At 69.9% G+C, this 21329-nt stretch carries 18 protein-coding genes; 8 read left to right on the top strand and 10 right to left on the bottom strand.

Going from position 1 to position 21329, the window contains the following annotated elements; all coding sequences use genetic code 11:
- Nucleotides 1-42: 42 nt before the first annotated feature.
- Nucleotides 43-891: a spermidine synthase gene (locus H6A07_RS02290; RefSeq protein ID WP_204813003.1), complete on the top strand. Its 849-nt coding sequence runs from the start codon at nucleotides 43-45 to the stop codon at nucleotides 889-891.
- Nucleotides 892-968: 77 nt separating this feature from the next.
- The gene (gene htpG, locus H6A07_RS02285; RefSeq protein WP_204813002.1) at nucleotides 969-2993 is read left to right on the top strand and encodes a molecular chaperone HtpG; all 2025 of its coding nucleotides are present in this window, start codon (nucleotides 969-971) and stop codon (nucleotides 2991-2993) included.
- Between the two features lie 135 nt (nucleotides 2994-3128).
- Here htpG and H6A07_RS02280 read toward each other — a convergent pair whose 3' ends face one another.
- Together H6A07_RS02280 and H6A07_RS02275 are read right to left on the bottom strand one after the other, a co-directional pair.
- Nucleotides 3129-6275: a transglutaminaseTgpA domain-containing protein gene (locus tag H6A07_RS02280; RefSeq protein WP_204813001.1), complete on the bottom strand. Its 3147-nt coding sequence runs from the start codon at nucleotides 6273-6275 to the stop codon at nucleotides 3129-3131.
- Nucleotides 6272-7231 (bottom strand): AAA family ATPase, encoded by a 960-nt coding sequence (locus H6A07_RS02275; RefSeq protein ID WP_204813000.1) that lies wholly within the window; start codon nucleotides 7229-7231, stop codon nucleotides 6272-6274. The genes H6A07_RS02280 and H6A07_RS02275 overlap by 4 nt, the downstream gene beginning before the upstream one ends.
- A 152-nt stretch (nucleotides 7232-7383) precedes the next feature.
- Between H6A07_RS02275 and H6A07_RS02270 the strand changes: the two genes are divergently transcribed.
- From H6A07_RS02270 to H6A07_RS02250, 5 genes are all read left to right on the top strand, one after another.
- A complete protein-coding gene (locus tag H6A07_RS02270) occupies nucleotides 7384-8736 on the top strand; it encodes a CHAD domain-containing protein (protein ID WP_204812999.1) in 1353 nt (450 codons plus the stop codon).
- A complete protein-coding gene (fumC, locus tag H6A07_RS02265) occupies nucleotides 8733-10136 on the top strand; it encodes a class II fumarate hydratase (RefSeq protein WP_342636538.1) in 1404 nt (467 codons plus the stop codon). The genes H6A07_RS02270 and fumC overlap by 4 nt, the downstream gene beginning before the upstream one ends.
- A gap of 257 nt (nucleotides 10137-10393) precedes the next feature.
- A complete protein-coding gene (locus H6A07_RS02260; RefSeq protein WP_204812997.1) occupies nucleotides 10394-11677 on the top strand; it encodes an O-acetylhomoserine aminocarboxypropyltransferase/cysteine synthase family protein in 1284 nt (427 codons plus the stop codon).
- 168 nt (nucleotides 11678-11845) lie between these two features.
- Nucleotides 11846-13123, top strand: coding sequence for an ammonium transporter (locus H6A07_RS02255; protein WP_204812995.1), 1278 nt, complete (start codon nucleotides 11846-11848; stop codon nucleotides 13121-13123).
- A 21-nt stretch (nucleotides 13124-13144) separates the two neighbouring features.
- Nucleotides 13145-13483, top strand: a complete 339-nt coding sequence (locus tag H6A07_RS02250) for a P-II family nitrogen regulator (protein ID WP_204812993.1) — start codon at nucleotides 13145-13147, stop codon at nucleotides 13481-13483.
- Nucleotides 13484-13654: 171 nt separating this feature from the next.
- On the opposite strand, the gene H6A07_RS02245 is transcribed toward H6A07_RS02250, so the two are convergent.
- The 3 genes from H6A07_RS02245 to H6A07_RS02235 all read right to left on the bottom strand — a co-directional run bounded on the left by H6A07_RS02245 (nucleotide 13655) and on the right by H6A07_RS02235 (nucleotide 15529).
- Nucleotides 13655-14080 carry an FKBP-type peptidyl-prolyl cis-trans isomerase gene (locus tag H6A07_RS02245; RefSeq protein WP_204812991.1) on the bottom strand — a complete coding sequence of 142 codons (426 nt, stop codon included), beginning with the start codon at nucleotides 14078-14080 and terminating at the stop codon, nucleotides 13655-13657.
- Between the two features lie 64 nt (nucleotides 14081-14144).
- Nucleotides 14145-15182, bottom strand: coding sequence for a hypothetical protein (locus H6A07_RS02240; RefSeq protein ID WP_204812988.1), 1038 nt, complete (start codon nucleotides 15180-15182; stop codon nucleotides 14145-14147).
- Nucleotides 15179-15529, bottom strand: a complete 351-nt coding sequence (locus H6A07_RS02235; protein WP_204812986.1) for a PadR family transcriptional regulator — start codon at nucleotides 15527-15529, stop codon at nucleotides 15179-15181. The genes H6A07_RS02240 and H6A07_RS02235 overlap by 4 nt, the downstream gene beginning before the upstream one ends.
- Before the next feature lie 147 nt (nucleotides 15530-15676).
- Between H6A07_RS02235 and murI the strand changes: the two genes are divergently transcribed.
- Nucleotides 15677-16456, top strand: a complete 780-nt coding sequence (gene murI / locus H6A07_RS02230) for a glutamate racemase (RefSeq protein WP_204812984.1) — start codon at nucleotides 15677-15679, stop codon at nucleotides 16454-16456.
- Between the two features lie 147 nt (nucleotides 16457-16603).
- Here murI and H6A07_RS02225 read toward each other — a convergent pair whose 3' ends face one another.
- The 5 genes from H6A07_RS02225 to H6A07_RS02205 form a co-directional block, all read right to left on the bottom strand.
- Nucleotides 16604-17488 (bottom strand): DegV family protein, encoded by an 885-nt coding sequence (locus tag H6A07_RS02225; RefSeq protein ID WP_204812982.1) that lies wholly within the window; start codon nucleotides 17486-17488, stop codon nucleotides 16604-16606.
- A gap of 64 nt (nucleotides 17489-17552) precedes the next feature.
- Nucleotides 17553-18800 carry an MFS transporter gene (locus tag H6A07_RS02220; protein ID WP_204812980.1) on the bottom strand — a complete coding sequence of 416 codons (1248 nt, stop codon included), beginning with the start codon at nucleotides 18798-18800 and terminating at the stop codon, nucleotides 17553-17555.
- Nucleotides 18801-18902: 102 nt separating this feature from the next.
- Nucleotides 18903-19346, bottom strand: coding sequence for a DUF1893 domain-containing protein (locus H6A07_RS02215; RefSeq protein WP_204812978.1), 444 nt, complete (start codon nucleotides 19344-19346; stop codon nucleotides 18903-18905).
- A 187-nt stretch (nucleotides 19347-19533) separates the two neighbouring features.
- Complete coding sequence (locus H6A07_RS02210; RefSeq protein ID WP_204812970.1) at nucleotides 19534-20538, bottom strand: GGGtGRT protein; 1005 nt, start codon at nucleotides 20536-20538, stop codon at nucleotides 19534-19536.
- Between the two features lie 18 nt (nucleotides 20539-20556).
- Complete coding sequence (locus tag H6A07_RS02205; protein ID WP_204812968.1) at nucleotides 20557-21291, bottom strand: iron-sulfur cluster assembly scaffold protein; 735 nt, start codon at nucleotides 21289-21291, stop codon at nucleotides 20557-20559.
- Between the last annotated feature and the right edge of the window lie 38 nt (nucleotides 21292-21329).

Below are 21329 nucleotides of genomic sequence, written 5' to 3'. Positions count from 1 at the left end.
ACAATCCTAGCAGGCACCTAGGTCGGATGCCGGGGGAGGGACATGGCGCTCGGAGGAAAGAGGCTCGTGGCGGCCGCGCTGGCGGGCGGCTCGCTCGCTGCGGCGGCGGGCGGCTGGCTCTGGCGCACGCGCCCGCACGTCGTCTTGACCATGAGCGGGGTCGCGCTCGTCCAGACCGTGAGGGGCGAGGACGGCGAGCCCGTGCGCGTCCTGCGCACGGGCGCCGTCTATCAGTCCGCGACCTACCTCGACGCGCGCAGGATGGAGCCGGTCTTCGCGTACTATCGGGCCTTCGGCCGCCTCTTCGACCTGCGGCCCGACGCCCGTCGCGTGCTGGCGGTCGGGGGCGGCGGGTTCGCCTTCCCCAAGCTCGTCGCGGCGGAGCATCCCGGCGTGCGCACGGATGTGGTGGAGATCGACTCGGCGGTCATCCGCGCCGCGCGCCGCTGGTTCTTCCTCGACGAGGCCGTCGACCTGGCCCGAGCGCGCGGCGGCGACCTGCGCGTCATCTGCGACGACGGCCGCGCCTACCTCGAGCGCGCGGTCGGTCCCTATGATGCCGTGGTCCTCGACGCCTTCGTCGGCGCTCGGCCCGTGCGCTCGCTCGCCACGGTGGAGGCGCTGCGGCTCGTCCGCCGCGCGCTCGTGCCGGGCGGCGTCTGCCTCATGAACGTCGTCTCGCGCGCAAGCGGCTCCGATGTGGGCTTCCTGCGCTCGGTCACGGCCACCGCCCTCGAGGTCTTCCCTCACGTCGAGGTGACCCTCGCCACCGACGAGACGCACGCCGCAGAGGACAACTACCTCCTCGTGGCCTCCGACGCCCCGATCGGCCTGCCCGACGCCATCCCGTTCGACGAGGACTTTCTCGGGGACGTCCTGTTCGATATCTAAGCGTTGGCGACTAAGATTTTCTTAAGTCGGGTACACTACCCCACGTTCAACAACCTGCACGGAAAGGGGCGCGCCGCATGCGCAAGTTCAAGACAGAGAGCAAGAAGCTGCTCGACCTCATGATCAACTCGATCTACACCAACCGCGAGATCTTCCTCCGCGAGCTCATCTCCAACGCCTCGGACGCCATCGACAAGCTCTACCTCAAGAGCCTCACGGACAGCTCCGTGCAGGTCGACCAGGCCAACCTCGCCATCAACGTGGCCTTTGACAAGGACGCGCGCACCATCACCGTCTCGGACAACGGCATCGGCATGACGGCCGACGAGCTGGAGAAGAACCTCGGCACCATCGCCCACTCCGGCTCCGAGGAGTTCAAGGCCGCCAACGCCGAGGCCCAGGGTGACGCCGTGGACATCATCGGCCGCTTTGGCGTGGGCTTCTACTCCGCCTTCATGGTCGCGCGCGAGGTCACCGTGGTCACGCGCGCCTACGGCTCGGACGAGTGCAACCGCTGGACCTCGGACGGCATCGAGGGCTACACGATCGAGCCCGTCGCCGCCGACGACCCGGCCTATCGCGCCACCTGCGGCACCACGATCGTCCTCACCCTCAAGGAGAACGCCGAGGAGGCCAACTACGACGAGTTCCTCAGCGAGTGGAAGCTCAAGGAGCTCATCAAGAAGTACAGCAACTACGTGCGTCACCCCGTGCAGATGCTCGTGACCAAGAGCCGCCAGAAGGAGAAGCCCGCCGACGCCGGCGACGACTACAAGCCCGAGTGGGAGGACTACACCGAGCTCGAGACCATAAACTCCATGACCCCGATCTGGAAGAAGCGCTCCTCCGAGGTCACGGACGAGGAGTACGCCGAGTTCTACAAGTCCACCTTCCACGACTGGACCGACCCTGCGCGCACCTTCAGCCTCCACGCCGAGGGCACGCTCGAGTACGACGCCCTGCTCTTCATCCCCGGCCAGGCGCCCTTCGACCTCTACAGCCGCGACTACGAGAAGGGCCTCGAGCTCTACAGCTCCAACGTCCTCATCATGGAGAAGTGCGCCGACCTGCTGCCCGACTACTACAACTTCGTCCGCGGCGTCGTCGACTCCGCCGACGTCTCCCTCAACATCTCGCGCGAGACCCTGCAGCAGACCCGCCAGCTCCAGGCCATGGCCCGCCGCATCGAGAAGAAGATCACGGGCGAGCTCGAGGCGATGCGCGACAACGACCGCGAGGACTACGAGAAGTTCTTCGAGAACTTCGGGCGCGGCCTCAAGTACGGCATCTACTCCAGCTACGGCATGAAGAAGGACGAGCTCGCCGGGCTGCTCCTGTTCTGGAGCGCGCGCGAGCAGAAGATGGTTACGCTCCAGGAGTACGTGGCCGCCATGGCGGACGGCCAGAAGGCGATCTACTATGCCGCCGGCGACGACCGCGAGCGCCTGGCCAAGATGCCCGTCGTGGAGGCGGTGCTCGCCAAGGGCTACGACGTGCTGCTCTGCACGCAGGACGTGGACGAGTTCTGCTTCCAGGCCATGCGCGACTTCACGGCCACGGGCCTGCCCAAGACCTACGAGGACGACGCCGCGCGCGAGGCGGCGGAGAAGGCCGTGGCCGACGGCGCCGAGCCCGAGGTCGAGGACCGCACCGTCGAGCTCAAGAACGTGACCTCCGGGGACCTGGACCTTGCCTCCGACGAGGAGAAGAAGGAGGCCGAGGAGGCCACGAAGGCCAACGAGGGCCTGTTCGGCGCCATGAAGGACGCGCTGGGCGAGAAGGTCGAGAAGGTCGCGGTGTCCACACGCCTCGCCGCCGACGGCGCGCCGGCCGTGATCACCTCCGAGGGCCCGCTCAGCCTTGAGATGGAGAAGGTCCTCGCGGCCGGCCCCGAGTCCGGCGAGGCCCCCAAGGCCGTCCGCGTGCTCGAGGTCAACGCCAAGCATCCGGTCTTCGAGAAGCTCCGTGCGGCTCAGGACGCGGGCGACAAGGACAAGGTGGCGCTCTACGCCGGGCTGCTCTACAACCAGGCGCTGCTCGTCGAGGGCATCCTGCCCGAGGACCCCGTGGCCTTTGCGTCGCAGGTCTGCGAGCTGATGTAGCGATCGCTTCAGCGCGGGGGTGGCCCCGGCATAGGTCCGGCGCTCGGACAGCTTCTCCGCACCTTTGGTGCGGAGAAGAACTCGCGGCGGGCCTATGCCGGGGCCCGCGTTGTTGCGGCGTTTGGCGACGGAGACTTACTCGGTGCGCTTTCTTAGGGCTCTGGTGATTTCGCGGAGTGGCGGTGGCGTAAAGGGGACGGGCTTCTCTCCGTAGCGCTCCTGGCAGGCGTTGCGGGAGATGCGGTGGACCTCGGCGGCGAGGGCTTCGTCGCGCATGCGCGCGCAGATAAGCCCCGCAACCTGGTTCTCGGTGGCGCTGGGCTCCCAGCGGACGCCGGCGTGCCGGGCGGCGCGGCAGACGCGGGCCCAGGCAGCCCGCCAGGTCGTGACGCGTTGCCGCCGGGCGAGAAGGACGGCCGCAGCGCCGCCCGCTGCCACCAGGGCCAGGGCGAGAAGGGTGGGCGTAAGCCACGGCGTCGACGTGGCCTCGACCTCGTCGTTCTTCTCGGCAGGCTCGTTTTCCGCAGGTTCCTCCTCGGGCTGCGTGGGCGTCTGATCGGGGGCGTCCGGCGTATCGGCGGGCTCCTCCGGTTCCGGCTCGGGCGTCGGCGTTGCCGCGCCGTCGCCTGCGGACGGCGTCACGTCCACGCCCACCCAGCCGATGCCGTCGAGCCAGACCTCGGCCCAGGCGTGGAGCTGGCGCATCGTGACCAGGCGCTCCCCGTCCGCGTCCGTGCCGTCGCCCGGCGAAAAGCCCAGGGCCACGCGCGCCGGGACGCCCGCCTCGCGCGCGAGCAGGGCGAACGCCGTGGCGTAGTGCGTGCAGTAGCCGCTCCGCGCCTCGAGGAAGCTGCCGATCGCGTCAAGGTTGCCCTCGTCGCCGCCCGGCGCGTCGAGCGAGTAGGAGAAGCTGCCGTCCGTGAAGAAGCTGACGAGCCAGCGGACGACCTCCACCTGGTCGGAGAGGGTCTGCGGCGCGGCGTCGCCACGCGAGAAGGGGAGCTGGTCCACGACCTCGGCGACCTCGGGCGGGAGCTGCGCGGGCGCCCAGAGCATCCGCTCGTCGGGGGCCGCCGTCGCGGTGTCGTTGCGGCCGAGGTCCCGCGCGAGGTTTTCCAGGGAGGCCAGGTCCCGGACGGTCGTGATCGGCGCGACGTAGCAGCCCGCCGTCTCGTGGGCGGAGCCGTCGCCGCTCACGAGCGCGGTGCCCGGGGGCACGGGGCCGTCCGTTGCCGCTCCCTCCTCCAGCCGGAGCTCCGTCGTGACGAGCGGGGCGGCCGCCGGCGGGTCCGAGCGGACGCCGGCCCAGTAGAGGGGCGAGCTGTCCTCGAGCCCCGTGCCCGCGTCGCCGCCGAAGGACCACGTCTCCCCGTCAAAGCTGTCGAGGACGCTCAGGCGCAGGTAGAGAGGTTCGTCCGCCGTGGTCTCATAGGTGAGGACGCGCGCGCTCGACCGGTTGCGCAGGTCGCGCGAGAGCTCGACGAGCGGGTTCACGCGCGTCCCGCCCGAGTCCGAGGCCGACCAGGCCGTGAAGCTTCCCGAGGGAGCCAGCGCGCCCGAGGCCCAGCCCAGCGCCGCCGCGAGCAGCGCGACGGTGACGCCCCGTACAAGGCGTGGACGCACGGTCACGGAGATCCAGACGAGCAGGAGGCCCAGCGCGACGGCCGCGCCAACCCAGCCGGTCCGCGCGGCCGGACCCATGACGGACTGGTCCGCGGCGGAGAGCAGAAGCGGCACGAGCGCGACGGCCCCGCGCAGCGCGCGCGAGGAGGAAAGTGCGGCGAGAAGGGCCGCGAGGCCGGCGCCCATGAGGATGACGAGCAGGTCCCAGGTCTCGTCCGCGGCGCTCGAGGCGGCGCCGCCGAGCTGGTCCGCGCCCGTCTCGACGATGAGCCGGAGGGCGGCGAGGGGGTCCTCGAACGCGGTCGGCGCCTCGGGGCCTCCCCTGGCCAGGGGGCCGTGCCGCCCGTCGAGGATGCCCAGCGCGACGACCGCGCCCACGGCCAGGATCGCCGCGACGAGAAGTCCCGTGAGGGCGACCCGGGCGCCCCGGCCCGCGCCGCGCGCCCGCAGGTGCGCGCCGAGAAGCGAGCCGGCCGCCGCCCCGGCGACAAGGAGCGCGGGCACGCAGTCCTGCCAGGCCCCCTCGTAGAAGATGCTCCCGAAGGGAACCGTCGCGATCGCCGCGAGCGCGCAGCAGGCGAGAAGCGCCAGCAGCTCGCCGGCCGCGCGCGGGCGGGCGCGGCCCGTCGGTCCCGCAGGCGCCGTCGGGGCGGCGCCGTCCTTCTCGGCAGCCCCCTCGCGCGCCGGGCCGGCCGCCGCGTCGCCCTCGGCGCGCACCACGGTGACGGAGCGGCCGAGCGGGCCCCGGGACAGGGCGCGTGCCAGCGCGCCATCCGGGTCGCAGGTGACGAGCACGACGCGCCGGCGAGCGGAGCCGCCTCCGGCCAGGCGCGCCACCTCGCTCGCCCGCTGCGTGGCCTCACGCCCGTCCGCGCGCTCGCCCGTGACGGCGGCGCAGAAGCGCTCCTGCTGGACGGGCGTGCGCAGCGCCCGGACGCCGTCGGTGAGCAGGACGTCCGGCATGCGCTCCAGGCCCCGGAGCAGGGCGGCCGTCGTGGCGGCGAGCGCGTCGCCGTCCTCCGCGCCGAGCGTGTCGGCGACCACGAGCACCGGGGGTGCCTCCCGGCCCGAGCCCTCGAAGGACATGAGCTCGCCGTGGTGGGCGGACTGCCGCCAGGAGATCTGTCGGATGCCGTCGCCCCGCTCGTAGGGGCGCACGCTCGCCATGTCCGGCTCGGGGCTAGCGTCCACGAGCCGCGCCAGGGGCCGGTCGGCCGCGTGGCGCAGCAGCTCGGGGCTCACCGCGGGCGGGACGCGCAGCTCGCGACCGGTCGCCTCCACTCGCGTGGCGCGCCAGAAGCCGAGGGCGTCCGTCCAGGTAAGGCGCACGCTCTGCTGGCGGTAGAGGCCGCGCCGCCCGTCGGGGCGCGCCAGGCTCTCGAGGACCTTGCCGCGCTGGTCCACGCGCACCCAGGACTCCGTGCGCTCGCTCGCCTCCACGAGCCGCGCCGCCCGGCCGCACGCCCCCGCGCGCCGCGCGAGCAGGACCTCGGCTAGGCCCGTGAGGCAGCCGGCGAGCAGCGCCATGCCCCCGGCCGCCGGCGCGTGCCACCCGCCGACGAGCCCCGCCGCGAGCAGGGCCGCGCCGAGGGCGAGCTGGACGGCCCCGCGCCCCGTGAGGGCCAGCGTGCGGGCGTTCTTCTCGCCCCGGCGGCTCATCTGCGCCCGGAGCCCGGCGCGCTCACCTGCGAGATCAGCCGCGCGAGCACGGCGCGCTGCTGCTCGGCCTGCGGGGTGCCCGGCACGGCGTCGCGCAGCACGAGGCGGTGGGCGAGCACGGCGGGCGCGAGCGTGCGGACGTCCTCGGGGAAGACGGCGGTGCGCCCGTCGAGCAGGGCGTGCGTGCGGCTCATGGCCACGAGGGCGAGGCCCGCGCGCGGGGAGGCGCCGAGGCGCACCTCCGGGGCGCGGCGCGTGGCGTCGAGGATGGCCAGCGCGTAGGCGGCCACCTCCCCGCTCACGTGCACCTGGGCGGCCAGTGCCCGGAACGCCCGGACGTCGGCCAGCTCGCAGACGGGCCGCACGCGGGAGACGGGGTCCGTGCCCGAGGCGCCCGCGAGCATGGCCCGCTCGGCGGCGGCGTCCGGGTAGCCCAGGCTTGCGCGCACCATGAAGCGGTCGAGCTGGGCCTCCGGCAGCGGGTAGGTGCCCTCCATCTCCACGGGGTTCTGCGTGGCCATGACGAAGTAGGGGTCGGGCAGGTCGTAGGTGGTGCCGTCCACGGAGACGCGATGCTCCTCCATGGCCTCGAGCAGGGCCGACTGCGTCTTGGGGTTGGCGCGGTTGATCTCGTCGGCGAGCACCACGTCCGAGAAGAGTGGGCCGGGGTGGAAGGTGAACGAGCGCGCCTGCGGGTCCCACACGCTCACGCCCGTGAGGTCGCTCGGGAGCATGTCGGGCGTGAACTGGACGCGCGTGACGCGGGCGCGCACCACGCGCGCGAGGGCGCGGGCGAGCGTGGTCTTGCCCACGCCGGGGACGTCCTCGAGCAGCAGGTGGCCGCCCGAGAGCAGGCACATCACGGAGAGCGCGATCGTCTCCTGCCGGGCGCTGAGCGCGTCGGCGAGCTGCTCGGCCATCGCGTGGCCGAGGCGCGCGGCGGAACCGACGTCCATGCCTCACCTCCCCGCCGAATGCCTAAAAGGGGTCAGACCCCTTTTAGGCAAGTTTCAAGCGTGTGGCCGCTCCCCGAGGCCGCGATTCGGCGAACGGCGAATTGCTATGCTAGGGATTCGTGGGTTGACCGACCACAAGGGACGGGGGAGACATGGTCAAGACGCTGGTTCTCGTTCGGCACGGCGCTCCCGAGGCGACCTCGCCCTCCGGAAGCGACCTCGACCGCAGGCTCACGGAGTCGGGCGCCCGCTCGCTCAGGGCCGCCTACCCCCGCACGTTCGCCCTGCTCGGCGACGCCCCGCACGTCCGCGTCTGGAGCAGCCCCGCCGTCCGCGCGCTCGAGACGGCCGACGTCGTGGCCGCCGTCACCGGGGCCGAGGACATCGAGGTCCACCAGTCCCTCTACGCCCAGGACGGCGCCGCGTTTCTCGCCGAGCTCGAGGCGGCGGACGCGCCGTGCGTGATCGCCGTGGGGCACGCGCCCTTCGTGGACGTGCTCGCCTCCCGCCTCGTCGGCTCGTGCCCGTCCTTCGGCAAGGGCACCGCTGCCGCGATCGACCTGCCCGAGGGGCCGTCCGGTCGGGGCGTGCTGCGCTGGTACGTGGCCGGGCCGGAGTGCGCCTCCTGGGAGGAGCTCGCCGTCGTGGAGCGCGCCCTCGCCGAGTCCGCCGACGACCTCGTGGCCCGCGCCAAGGCGTTTCTCGCCGCGCCGGACGACCCGTCCGGGCTCCTGGAGTTCCGGGTCTCCATCCGCCGCGTGCGCTCGCTGCTGCAGTTCCTCGAGCCGTGGCAGACCAAGAAGCAGAACCGCCGCTCGGAGCACGTGCTCAAGGAGCTGCAGGTGGCCTCCGCGCGCCTGCGCGCCCTCGACATCCTCTCCGAAGCAGTGGACGGCCTCGTGGAGAGCGGCGAGCTGGGCGAGAACTGCCTGCTGCCGATGGCCTGCGCCAAGGAGCGCGCGCTCGAGTGCTCCTCGCTCGTCACGCTCATGCGCAAGCGCCACGCGGCGAAGGACCTCAAGCACCTCGCGCGCGACCTCTCCAGCCTGGGCTGGAAGAGCCGGGTGGCCGAGCGCGGGCTCACCGCGGAGGACTTCCGCGCTCGCTTTGACGCCCAGTTCAACGAGGTCGACGAGGACCTCTTCGGCCTCGACCTGCGCGACGGCGACGCCGTGTACGTGGCCCGGCGCGACACCAAGGAGATGCGCTACGTCGCCGAGCGCCTGGGCGAGGTCCTGGGCCCCGACCGCGCGCAGATGAGCGAGGCGCTCGACGAGATCCAGCGCGAGCTCGGGGCCCTCTCGGACGCGCGCAGCAACAAGCAGCTGGCCGAGGAGTGCGCCAAGAGCCCGCGCTTCCGGGGCGTCCGCGCCGACCTCGGCGTGGTGGCGCGCGACCAGGCCGAGGTCGTCTCCGCGATCACGTCCGGCATGGAGCGGCGCGAGGCCGACGGCCGGCCCGCCCGCACCTCGGAGGTCGCGGACGACGAGGAGGGCCAGGAGTGAGCGAGAAGGACGTGCGGGACGGCTGGCGCGTCGAGCGCGACTCGATGGGCGAGATGCTCGTGCCGGCGGACGCCCTCTGGGGCGCGCAGACCGAGCGCAGCCACGAGAACTTCCCGATCGGCACCGAGCGCATGCCCGAGGAGATCGTGCGGGCGTTCGCGCTGGTGAAGAAGGCGGCCGCGCGTGCCAACTGCGCGCTCGGGCGCCTCGGCGAGGCGGAGCGCGACCTGGTCTGCGCGGCCGCCGACGAGGTCCTGGCCGGCGCGCATGACGGGGACTTCCCGCTCGTGGTCTGGCAGACGGGCTCCGGCACGCAGTCCAACATGAACATGAACGAGGTGCTGGCCAACCGGGCCAACCAGCTCGCCGCCGAGAAGAACGTCACGCTGGAGCGGCCGCTGCACCCCAACGATTCCGTCAACATGAGCCAGTCCTCCAACGACACCTTCCCCACGGCCATGCACGTGGCGGCGGCGCTCGCGGTGACGGGGCGCCTGCTGCCCGCGATCGACCGGCTCACGGCCACGCTGCGCCGCCTGGAGGCGGAGAACGCCGGTGTGGTCAAGAGCGGGCGCACGCACCTGCAGGACGCGGTGCCCATCTCGTTCTCCCAGGAGATCTCCGGCTGGCGCGGCCTCGTCGAGGGTTCGCGCGAGGAGCTCGTGGCCGCGATGGGCGGCCTCTACCGCCTGGCGCTCGGCGGCACGGCGGTGGGCACGGGCCTCAACGCGCCCGCCGGTTTCGACGAGGCCGTGGCGGCGGAGCTCGCCGAGCTCACGGGCCTGCCCTTCGTGACGGACCCCAACAAGTTCCGCGCGCTCACGGGCAAGGATGCGCTCGTGTTCTCCCACGGCGCCGTGAAGGGCCTCGCCGCCAACCTGATGAAGATCGCCAACGACGTGCGCTGGCTCGCGAGCGGCCCGCGCCTGGGCCTCGGCGAGATCACGATCCCGGCCAATGAGCCGGGGAGCTCCATCATGCCGGGCAAGGTGAACCCCACTCAGTGCGAGGCCGTCACCATGGTGGCCGTGCAGGTCATGGGCAACGACGCCGCGATCGGCATGGCGGCCTCCCAGGGCAACTTCGAGCTCAACGTCTTCATGCCGGTCATCGCCTACAACTACCTGCAGTCCGTTCGCCTGCTCGCGGACGCGATCGTCTCCTTCGACGAGCGGTGCGTCTCCGGCATCACGGCCAACCGCGAGAAGATGGACGAGAACCTCCACCGCTCGCTCATGCTGGTGACCTGCCTCAACCCCCACATCGGCTACGACAACGCCGCGCGCGTGGCCAAGAAGGCCTTCGCCGAGGGCACCTCGCTCAGGGAGGCCTGCGTGGCGCTGGGGCTGCTCACGCCCGAGCGCTTCGACGAGGTCTTCCATCCCGAGCAGATGGTCTAGCCGGGCGTTCTTCTCGCCCGTCCCCGTCTGATCCTTATCTGGGCACACATTTTTAACCATATGCGCCCAGATAAGGGGCCGTGCCCGCGTTTGCGCAGGTCACGCGAACCCAGATAAGCCACACGCGCGTCGATGATTCGAGTTCTTTGCCCAGATAAGGCGACCGCCACCCAGGCGGGAGGGGGAGCCGAGTCCGGCGTGACGCGCGGAGGCGAGCGGCGCGCGCTATCATGGTCGGAGCCTACGAAAGGAGCCCCATGAGCGAGCAGAGCATCGGCACCCGCTGCGTCCAGGCCGGCTACACGCCGGGCGACGGCGAGCCGCGCCAGATTCCCATCGTCCAGTCCACCACCTTCAAGTACGCCACCTCCGAGCACATGGGTCAGCTCTTTGACCTGGAGGCCGAGGGCTACTTCTACACGCGCCTGCAGAACCCCACCAACGACGCCGTGGCCGCAAAGATCGCCGCGCTCGAGGGCGGCGTCGCAGCCATGCTCACGAGCTCCGGCCAGGCGGCCAACTTCTTTGCGCTCTTCAACATCTGCGAGGCGGGCAGCCACATCGTGGCGAGCTCGGCCATCTACGGCGGCACGTACAACCTGATCGCGCACACGATGGCCAAGATGGGCGTCGAGAGCACGTTCGTCTCGCCCACCTGCACGCCGGAGGAGCTCGCGGCGGCCTTCCGTCCCAACACGCGCGCCGTCTTTGGCGAGACGATCGCCAACCCCGCGCTGGACGTGCTGGACATCGAGCGCTTTGCCCAGGCCGCGCACGACCACGGCGTGCCGCTGATCGTGGACAACACCTTCCCCACGCCCGTCTTCTGCCGGCCCATCGAGTGGGGCGCGGACATCGTGACCCACTCCACCACCAAGTACATGGACGGCCACGGCGTGGGCGTGGGCGGCGCGATCGTGGACTCCGGCAACTTCGACTGGATGGCGCACGCGGACAAGTTCCCCGGCCTCACCACGCCGGACGAGTCCTACCACGGCATCGTCTACGCCGAGAAGTTCGGTCAGGCCGGCGCCTTCATCACCAAGGCCACGTCGCAGCTCATGCGCGACCTCGGCTCCATCCAGAGCCCGCAGAACGCCTTCTACCTCAACATGGGCCTCGAGAGCCTGCACGTGCGCATGCCGCGCCACTTTGCCAACGGCCTCGCCGTGGCGGAGTACCTCGCGGGCTCGGACAAGGTCACGAGCGTGCGCTTCCCGCACCTAGCTGGCGACCCGTACCACGAGCTCGCCCAGAAGTACCTGCCCGAGGGCGGCTCCGGCGTCGTGTCCTTCGAGCTGGCGGGCGGCCGCGCGGCGGCGGAGAAGTTCATGGCTGCCCTGCGTCTGGCCGCGATCGAGACGCACGTGGCGGACGCCCGCACCTGCTGCCTGCACCCGGCCTCCGCGACGCACCGTCAGATGAACGACGAGGAGCTGGTCGCGGCCGGCATCTCCCCGGCGATGGTGCGCTTCTCCTGCGGCCTGGAGGACAGCGCGGACCTCATTGCGGACATCGAGCAGGCGCTCGCCGCGATCTAGGTCCGCGGGTTTCTCGCGCGTTTCCGCCTCGTGGCGGCACGTTGCGAGGCTGCGTCAAAGGTTTCGATCTCGCCGCGCGGAGGTTACCGTCCGCGCGGCGAGTCGTTTCTCGGCGCTGAAAGGGAGCACTATCGGTCGGGTCACGTCCGAGCGACCGAGGAGGCTCTCATGTATGACAGCGGATCGACCGCCTTCATGCTCGTCTGCACGATGCTCGTCCTGTTCATGACGCCGGGGCTCGCGTTCTTCTACGGCGGCCTCGCACGCCGCAAGAACGTGGTCAACACGATGCTCATGTGCTTCGCCGCGATCGGCGTGGTGGGGCTCGTGTGGGTCCTCGCGGGATGGTCGTTCGCCTACGGCGGCGACGGCTCGCTCTCGTGGTTTGGCGGCTTCGACCAGCTGGGGCTTGCCGGAGCGGTTGACGGCATGCTGGCCGAGAAGGGCGCGGTGCCGGAGGGTGTCGCCTATCCGAGCATCATTGACGTGACCTTCCAGATGGCCTTTGCGATGATCACCGCCGCGATCGTGACGGGCTCGGTGGCCGGCCGCATGCGCTTCGGGGCGGTCGTGGCGTTTCTCGCCGTGTGGGCGCTCGTGGTGTACGCGCCGCTCGCGCACATGGTGTGGGGCGGGGAGGGCTCGCTCATCGGCGACGTGATCGGTGCGCTGGACTTTGCCGGTGGCGACGTGGTTCACATCAGCTCGGGCGTCACGGGTCTGATTCTGTGCCTGACGCTCGGCAGCCGGCGCGGCTTCGGGCTCACGAGCTACCGTCCCCACAACGTGCCGTTCGTGGCGCTGGGCGCGGGGCTCCTGTGGTTCGGGTGGTTCGGCTTCAACGGTGGCTCCGAGTTCGCGGCGGACGGCACGGCGGCTCTGGCAATCCTCAACACGGTCGTGTCGAGCGCGGCGGGCCTGGTCTCCTGGCTCGTGGTCGAGCGTCTCGCCACGGGCAAGCCCACGCTCGTGGGCGCCTGCACCGGCCTGGTCGCCGGTCTCGTGGTGGTGACGCCGGGCGCGGGCTTCGTGGAGCCGTGGGCGGCCGTCGTGATGGGGCTTCTCGTCTCTCCCGTCTGCTACTTCGCGATCTCGCACCTCAAGGCGCGCATCGGCTACGACGACGCGCTCGACGCCTTTGGCTGCCACGGCGTGGGCGGCATCCTGGGCGGCCTGCTCACCGGGCTCTTCTGCGTCCCCGAGCTTTCCTGGACCGGGCAGGGCGGGCTCCTCTACACCGGCGACCCGTCCCTCATGGTGAGCCAGGTGCTCGGCATCGTGGTGACGCTCGTCATCGTGGTCGCGCTCGACCTCGTTCTCATTGGGGCGCTGCGCCTCGTCTTCCGAGGCCGGCTGCGTGTGAGCGACCGTGACGAGGCGCTCGGTCTCGACGTCGCCGAGCACGGCGAGAGCGCCTACCCCGCATTCACCGGTCTCGACGCCTGAACCCTCGACAAGGAGCCAACCATGAAGAAAGTGACTGCCATCATCCGTCCCGAGAAGCTCGAGGAGCTCAAGGACGAGCTCAACCGGCGCGGTCTTCACGGCATGACCGTCTACGAGGTCCTCGGCTGTGGGATGCAGCACGGCTGGAGCGAGTACTATCGCGGCCGTGAGGTCATGCTCAACATGATCCCCAAGATTAAGGTCGAGCTCGTTGTCAACAACGCGCAGGTCGACGCACTTATCGACCTTATCTGCGAGGTCGCGCGCACCGGAGAGGTCGGCGACGGCAAGATCTTCGTCTACCCGGTGGAGGAGTGCGTGCGAATCCGCACCGGCGAGCGTGGCGTCAAGGCCGTCTAGTCCCGACGCCGCCCCGTGGCGGCGGCGTCCCTGAGGTTTGGGTTCAGCTTCTGGGCGCCATCCACGTAACCCGCAGGCGGGCACGTCGCTCACCTGCGGGTTTTCTGACTGGCTCACGAGTTGGCGCCGAACGATGAACCCAAACCTCCGTGAGGGGCGGGCGCGGGGGCGCTACTCGACCTTGAGGAGCTCGATGTTGAAGTTGAGCGCCTTGCCGGCCATCTCGTGGTTCATGTCAAAGGTGATGTTGCCGTCCTCCACGGCCGTGACCGTGGCCGGGAAGGGCTGGCCGGTGGGGGAGGAGAGCATCACGCGCGCGCCGACGGCGAGGTTTTCCGCGCCGGGCATCGCCGCGACGGGCACGGTCTGGACCAGGCGCTCGTCGCGCTCGCCGTAGGCCTCGGCGGGCTCGAGGCGCACGTCGACGACCTGACCCACCTCCATCTCGCGCACGGCCTCGTCGAAGCCCTTGATCATCTGGCCGGCCATGCAGGTGAAGGCCAGCGGCTCGCCGCGGTCGCGCGAGGAGTCGAACTTCGTGCCGTCGTCGAGCGTGCCCACGTAATGGACCTTGACCTTCTTGCCCTCGTTGCTCATGTTGCTCCCGTCTCTGGGGTCGGATGCTCCGACCCCAGATTCTGACAGATGTGCGCCGTCGGGACTAGTCGACGTCCGCGCTTTCCCAGATGGCGTCCCAGTAGTGCTCCGTCATGACCTGGTTGCGCGTGGCGTTCCAGGCGTCTGCGGTAAGAAGGTCGGCATTGAGTGGGAAGCCGAGGATGCCCTCCACGGTCGCTCGGTCAAAGACGTGCACGTCGCGGTCGAGCTCCCCATCGTCTTCGGTCTCCACCTCCACGATTCGCAGCGTCTGGAGGTCGCTCGTGACGGACATGGCCGCCACCACGTCGTAGACGAGCGCGCGGTCCACGCAGTCGTCGTCACGGGCGAGCGCGTCGCGGTCGTCGTAGGTGTAGGTCACCTCGATGGTTCCGGTGTCGGGCTCTGACAGCGCCTGGTGGGCGTAGAACCCGAGGGGCAGCGAGTTCATCATCGCAAGGAAGGGCTCGGAGCTCACGGTCATGCCCTCGTAGGCGGCGAGCTCGTCGGCAGAGTGCGCGTAGACCTCGGCATCGAGCCCGGTCGAGCCCTCGGTGGTGGCGCCGTATCCGTTGCCCGTGCCGTCCTGCGGGGCGGCGCCGGTGCCGTTCCCGTTGCCGCGCCCGCCGCCGGTCGTGGCGTCATCCTGGTACGCGGGGGAGTCGCCATCCGTGACCTGCTCGACGGTCGCGTCCGTCGTGCTGTCGTAGGCGGTGCGCGCGTCGTCCGTGTTCAGGAGGTTGAACGCCGTGACCACGACCATGCCCACGACCAGCACCCCGATCACGGCCGCCGCCACGATCGCCCCGGTCGACCAGCGCCTCCGTGGCGGCGTTAGCGCCTCGGCGGCGGGCGCCGCGACCGTGCGGTCGGCCGCTGCCGCGCCGTCCTTCTCGCCGTCCAACACGTCCTCCACGCTCGTCACGGCCTCGCAGGTGCGACGGTACGCCTCGTCCTCGTCCATCCCCTGCGCGACGTAGTCATCGAAGCGCGCCACGAGGTTGCCGTAGATCTCCTCCTTGAGCTCGATGGTCTCGGCGTCGAGCGTGCGTCCCTCAAAGAGGTGCTCGACGTGCATCCTGATGTCGTCCCTGCCGCTCATGAGTCACTCCCGTTCTGCCCGAGAAGCCTGTCGATGACGGTCCTGGCGTGGACCCAGCGCGCGGTGGCCTCCGCGAGCTCGCCGCGCCCGTCGTCGGTGATGTGGTAGTACTTGCGCCGCGCGCCCTGCGACTCGCTGCCCCAGTAGCTCCTGACGAGCCCCTGCCCCTCGAGGCGCTTGAGGCTCGTGTAGAGCGAGGGCTCCTTCATCTCGTACGCGCCCCCGCTCGCGACGGTCACGCCCTTGAGGATCTCGTACCCGTAGGAGTCTCCGTCCGCGAGCGCGCGCAGCACGATGGCGTCGATGTTGCCCCGGATCAGGTCGCTCTCCGCGTCTCGTACGGCCATGGGTCACCTCCCTTTTGCTCTGTTTTCAACAATACTATGTGTGTCGATATACATCACTAGACACTAAACTGTGAGCGGACCGTTTCCAGCGGCGAGAGGCACGTTCCCGGCCATGGGTTATCCTCTTGTAGAGGGAGGGTGGTCGGTTTGTCAGAACGCAGAGATGGCTTCGTCGGGGTGTTCGACTCGGGGGTCGGTGGGATCAGCGTGCTCCGTGCGCTCGTGGCGGAGCTCCCGCACGAGGACTTTCGCTTCTTCGGCGACTCCGCGAACGCCCCCTACGGCGAGAAGACCGAGGCCCAGGTGCTCGACCTCTCGCGCTCCATCGTCGAGGACCTGGTCGCACGCGGGGCCAAGGCCATCGTTATCGCCTGCAACACGGCGACCTCCGTCGCGGCGGCGACGCTGCGCGCCGCGTATCCCGACGTGCCGATCGTGGGCATCGAGCCCGCCCTCAAGCCGGCGGCGCGCGCCCTCCCGCACGGCCGCGTCCTCGTCATGGCGACCGAGGTCACCCTGCGCCTGGAGAAGTACCACGAGCTCGTGCGCGCCTGGGGAGGGGAGTGCGAGGTCATCCCGGTGCCCTGTCCCGGGCTCGCCGCCCGCATCGAGCGCGGCTCGCTCGACGCCCCCGACCTCGCGGAGATGATCGCCGGGTACGTGGGCGCGTACGCGGGCAAGGTCGACGGCGTGGTGCTCGGGTGCACGCACTACCCCTTCGTTCGCGGGCTGATCGCCGAGGCCCTGGGCGCCGATGTGCGCTTCTTCGACGGGGGCGCCGGAACCGCGCGCCAGCTCAGGGCCCGTCTCACCGACGCCGGCCTGCTCGCCGACCGCAATCGTGCGGGGCGCGTGGAGTTCGCCTCGAGCCTGGACACGCCCGAGGAGCTGGCGCTCTACCGGAGGTTCTTCTCGCTCAAGATCTAGCGGGCTCAAAGGTTGGGTACTTTTTCGCCGACCCCCGAAGTAGGGTGCGGTCAGGTGCCCGCAGACGTGCAGGTAGAAAAACGGCACCTCCCAAGTCGTACTTGAGAGGTGCCGAGAAAAGTACCCAACCTTTTGAGCGGGTCGGAATTACGCGCGCTTCTTGCCCCAGAAGAAGAGGGCGACGGTGCCGGGACCGGTGTGCACGCCGATGGTGGCGCCGATGGGGAAGATCTCGACCTTGCCGTCGAGGTTGGGGAACTTCGCCTCGATGCGGCGGGCGACCTCGCGGGCGTCGTCCTCGCACTCGGACTGGGAGATGAAGCACTTGCCGGAGTAGTCGAGGCCGCCCTCGGCGAGCTCCTCCATCTTCTCCACCACGCGGCTCACGGCCTTGGCCTTGGTGCGGATCTTCTCCTTGACTGCGAGCGAGCCGTCGGGCTCGACGTCCATGACCGGGCAGATCTTGAGCATGCCGCCCACGAGGCCGGCCGCCTTGGAGATGCGCCCCCCGCGCACGAAGAACGTGAGGTCGGACGAGAAGAACCAGTGCTGGACCTCGCCCTTGTGCTCCTCCGCCCAGGCGGCGAGCTCGTCGATGCCCATGCCGGAGTCGCGCAGGTCGGCCATCTTGTCCATGAGGAGGCCGTAGCCGGAGGAGGCCGCGATCGAGTCGATCACGATGACCTTGCGATCGGGATATTTCTCCGCAAGCTGGTCGCGCGCGGTGCAGGCGGAGTTGTAGGTGCCGGAGATGCCCGTCGAGAGCGTGACGTGCAGCACGTCCTTGCCCGCAGCGAGGAACTTCTCGAAGTGGGCCATGTAGTCGCCGGCGCTGATCTGCGAGGTCTTAGCCTCGGCGCCGGCGAGCATCTTGGCGTAGAGCTCGGCGGGCGAGTTGGTGGCGCCAAAGTCGTCCTTGCACACCTCGCCGTTGAGGTAGTAATTGAAGAAGATGTACTTGATGTCACGCGACACGAGCCAGTCGTGCGTGAGGTCGGCCGTGGAGCAGCAGCTGAGAACGTAGTCGGACATGGTACCCCCTTTGATTGTCTGCGACGTTCAGCATAGCGCACCCGACGCGTCTCCGTGGGCGGCGCTATGACCGGGCGTTGCGCTCCTCCTCGGCCGTAAGCTCCGCGACCTGGCGTCGTCGTGCGACGCTGACGGCAAGCGGCATGAGAAACACGAGCAGGCTCGCGGCCATGAGCGTTCCCTGGACCCCAAGGACGCGGGCGAGCTGCGAGGCGCAGAGAAGCGGGATTACGCCCGCCAGGTTGTTCCCCAGGGACATGGCGGCGTTCACGCTGCCGAGCACCTCGAGCGGGGCGTGCAGCTGCGTGAGCGTGGTAAGCAGGGGCATGAGGGCGCCAAAGGCGACGCCGAGAAGGACCTGGCCCACGCAGGCCACCGCGACCGAGCTCGTGCTCACGTAGACGAGGGCGAAGACTCCCTCCGAGGCGAGCACCGCGAGCAGCGTGCGCACGGTGACGCGCCGCGCGGGCAGGCGCAGCACCACGAGCGACCCCACGATGCCGCCCAGCCCGGCCGCCGACGAGAGCCACCCCATCCACTCCACGCCCACGTGCAGGACGTCGCGATAGTAGAGCGACTCGAGCGGGTCGAAGGCGCCGTAGCCAAAGTACGCGGCGAAGCAGCTCCAGAAGAGCAGCGCGAGCGCCGGCGTCGTGGAGATGGCGGCGAGCCCGGCGTTGAGCGCGGAGCGGTCCGGGCCCTCGCCGCGCGGCTCGCTGCGACGCGGCTCGCGGAGCGCCCGGAAGCCCGCCGCAGGCACGACCGAGAGCAGCGCGCAGGCCGCGAGCAGCAGGAAGACCGCCTGGGTGGAGACGGCCGCCGCGAGCGCCCCGCCGAGCAGGGGCCCCACGACCACGGCCGCGTTGGACACGGAGAAGACCACCGAGTTTATGTTCTTGAGCTCGGTGGGGTCGTCGGTGAGGTAGGAGGGGAACGCCTTGGCGACCATGTCGCCGAGGCCCCAGGCGAACCCGAACAGCGCCGCGCCGGCGAGCACGCCCACGACCGTGGAGGCCAGCACCTGGAACGCGAGCGCGGACGTGACGAGCCCGGCCACCACGAGCGCGAAGTAGCGCCGGGGGCCGATGCGGTCGAGCGTGGGGCCGCCCACGAGCGAGCCGGCGATCATGCAGCCGTTGAGCACGGCGATGCCGAGGACGTTGTCGCCCACGCCGCCGTCCATGGCATAGGTGAGCGTGCCCACGATGCCGATGAAGTAGCAGCACTGAACGCCCAGGTAGATGAAGAGGCGCATGAGGACGAGGCGCCTCGCCATGAGCGAGAGCGACCTCAGGCTGGTGAGGATGAACATGGTTGCTCCTGACGTCGAGACATGACGGGACGGCCGCTTGCGGCGGGCCCTGTCTCAGATGGGAAGCGTCAGGAGCAGCATAGAGGTTCCTCTCGGCGGCGTCTAGGCGAGGCCCGGAGCGCTAACAAGCGAGCGGGCGCGCTCGGCGAGCACGCGCACGGCCTCGTAGGGCTCCCAGACGTCCTCGACGGAGGCGTCCATCGGGCACTGCCCGTCCTTCGCGCGGTTGGAGATGTGCGGCACCAGGGTGTCGTAGCTCGTGGCGATGCCGGCGGCGAGAAGGACCGCGCGTCCGGTCCAGGACATGACGGGGGAAAAGACGGCGTCGGGGCCGAGCACGGCGTAGAGCAGCGCGGGAGCCTTGCCCACGACCTTGTCGGCCACCGAGAAGCCCGTGAGGTCGCGGCCCTCGCGGACCCAGGCGAGCAGAGGCTTGATCCCGCGCTCGGTGCAGGTGATCACTTCGTCGTCCCGGACGGCCACGAGCGTGGCGTCCTTGTTGGCGATGAGCAGGGCGCGGGCGAGGTCAAGGTCAGCGAGTTCCATCTCTTCAATCCTCCCGGACGAGTGGGTGAATTCAAGTCAGCGGGCACTCTACCACATTCACGGTACCCAGACATGCCGTTCACCGAAATCGATACCACGTGCGCGTTCTCCTCGTTCTCTGCGCAAAACAAAGCGGGCCGCCACCCGGAGGTGACGGCCCTCAGCCACAGACTCTGTGCGAGACGTGCTACTCGTTCAGCGCGGCGTTGACGGCGACGGCGCAGGCGACGGTCGCACCGACCATGGGGTTGTTGCCCATGCCGATGAGGCCCATCATGTCGACGTGCGCGGGCACCGAGGAGGAGCCGGCGAACTGGGCGCTGGAGTGCATGCGGCCCATGGTGTCGGTCATGCCGTAGGAGGCGGGGCCGGCGGCCATGTTGTCCGGGTGCAGGGTGCGGCCGGTGCCGCCGCCGGAGGCGACGGAGAAGTACTTCTTGCCGGCGAGCACGCGCTCCTTGAAGTAGGTGCCGGCAACCGGGTGCTGGAAGCGCGTCGGGTTGGTGGAGTTGCCGGTGATGGAGATGTCCACGTTCTCGTGCCACATGATGGCAACGCCCTCGCGGACGTCGTCGGCGCCGTAGCAGTTGACCTCGGCGCGCGGGCCGTCGGAGTACGGGATCTTCTCGACGATCTTGAGCTCGCTCGTGAAGTAGTCGAACTGGGTCTTCACGTAGGTGAAGCCGTTGATGCGGGCGATGATCTGGGCGGCGTCCTTGCCGAGGCCGTTCAGGATGACGCGCAGCGGCTTCTTGCGGGCCTTGTTGGCGTTGAGCGCGATGCCGATGGCGCCCTCGGCGGCCGCGAAGGACTCGTGGCCGGCCAGGAAGCAGAAGCACTCGGTGTCGTCACCGAGGAGCATGGCGCCCAGGTCGCCGTGGCCCTTGCCGACCTTGCGGTCCTCGGCCACGGAGCCGGGGACGCAGAAGGCCTGGAGGCCCTCGCCGATCATGGACGCGGCCTCAGAGGCGCTCTTGGCGCCCTTCTTGATGGCGATCGCGCAGCCGCAGACGTAGGCCCACTTGGCGTTCTCGAACGCGATGGACTGGACGCCCTCGACGATCTCGCGCGGGTTCACGCCCTTGTCGAGGCAGATCTGCTCGGCTTCCTCGAGGGAGGAGATGCCGTTCTCAGCGAGCACCTTGTTGATCTTGTCGATGCGGCGCTCATAGCCCTCAAACGAAACTGCCATTTGGTTTTCCCTCCCTTTCTACTCGTGAACGGGGAAGACGTCGGCGACCGTGTGGGTCTCCTCGTCCGTGCGCGGGTCGATGTACTTGGCGGCGTTCTCCCACTGGCCGTAGTGGCCCATGGCGCCGGCGATGGCGTCCTCGGGGGTCTTGCCGGCCTTGAGGGCCTCGGTGAACTTGCCGAGGTTCAGGAACTCGAAGGCGATGATCTCGTTCTTGTCGTTCAGGGCCATGCGGGTGACGTAGCCCTGGGCGAGCTCGAGGTAGCGGGCGCCCTTGGCCTTGGTGCCGAACATGGTGCCCACCTGCGAGCGCAGGCCCTTGCCGAGGTCGTCGAGGGAGGCGCCCACGGGCAGGCCGTCCTCGGAGAAGGCGGTCTGGGAGCGGCCGTAGACGATCTGGAGGAACAGCTCGCGCATGGCCACGTTGATGGCGTCGCAGACGAGGTCGGTGTTCAGGGCCTCGAGGATGGTCTTGCCCGGGAGGATCTCGGAGGCCATGGCCGCCGAGTGGGTCATGCCGGAGCAGCCGAGGGTCTCGACGAGGCACTCCTCGATGACGCCCTCCTTGATGTTAAGGGTGAGCTTGCAGGCACCCTGCTGGGGCGCGCACCAGCCCACGCCGTGCGTGAGGCCGGAGATGTCCTTGATCTCCTTGGCCTGGACCCACTTGCCCTCCTCAGGGATGGGCGCGGGGCCGTGATATGCGCCCTTGGCGACGGGGCACATATTCTCGACTTCTGCGGAATACTGCATGTAATGCTCCTCTCCGATACTCAGGTCGGTGCCATGCG

The sequence above is a fragment of the Olsenella uli genome, from assembly GCF_016899935.1.
Taxonomy (GTDB): Bacteria; Actinomycetota; Coriobacteriia; order Coriobacteriales; family Atopobiaceae; genus Thermophilibacter; species Thermophilibacter uli_B.
The sequence above is the reverse complement of the archived record's forward strand: the minus strand, read 5'-3'. Positions and strand labels throughout refer to the sequence as shown.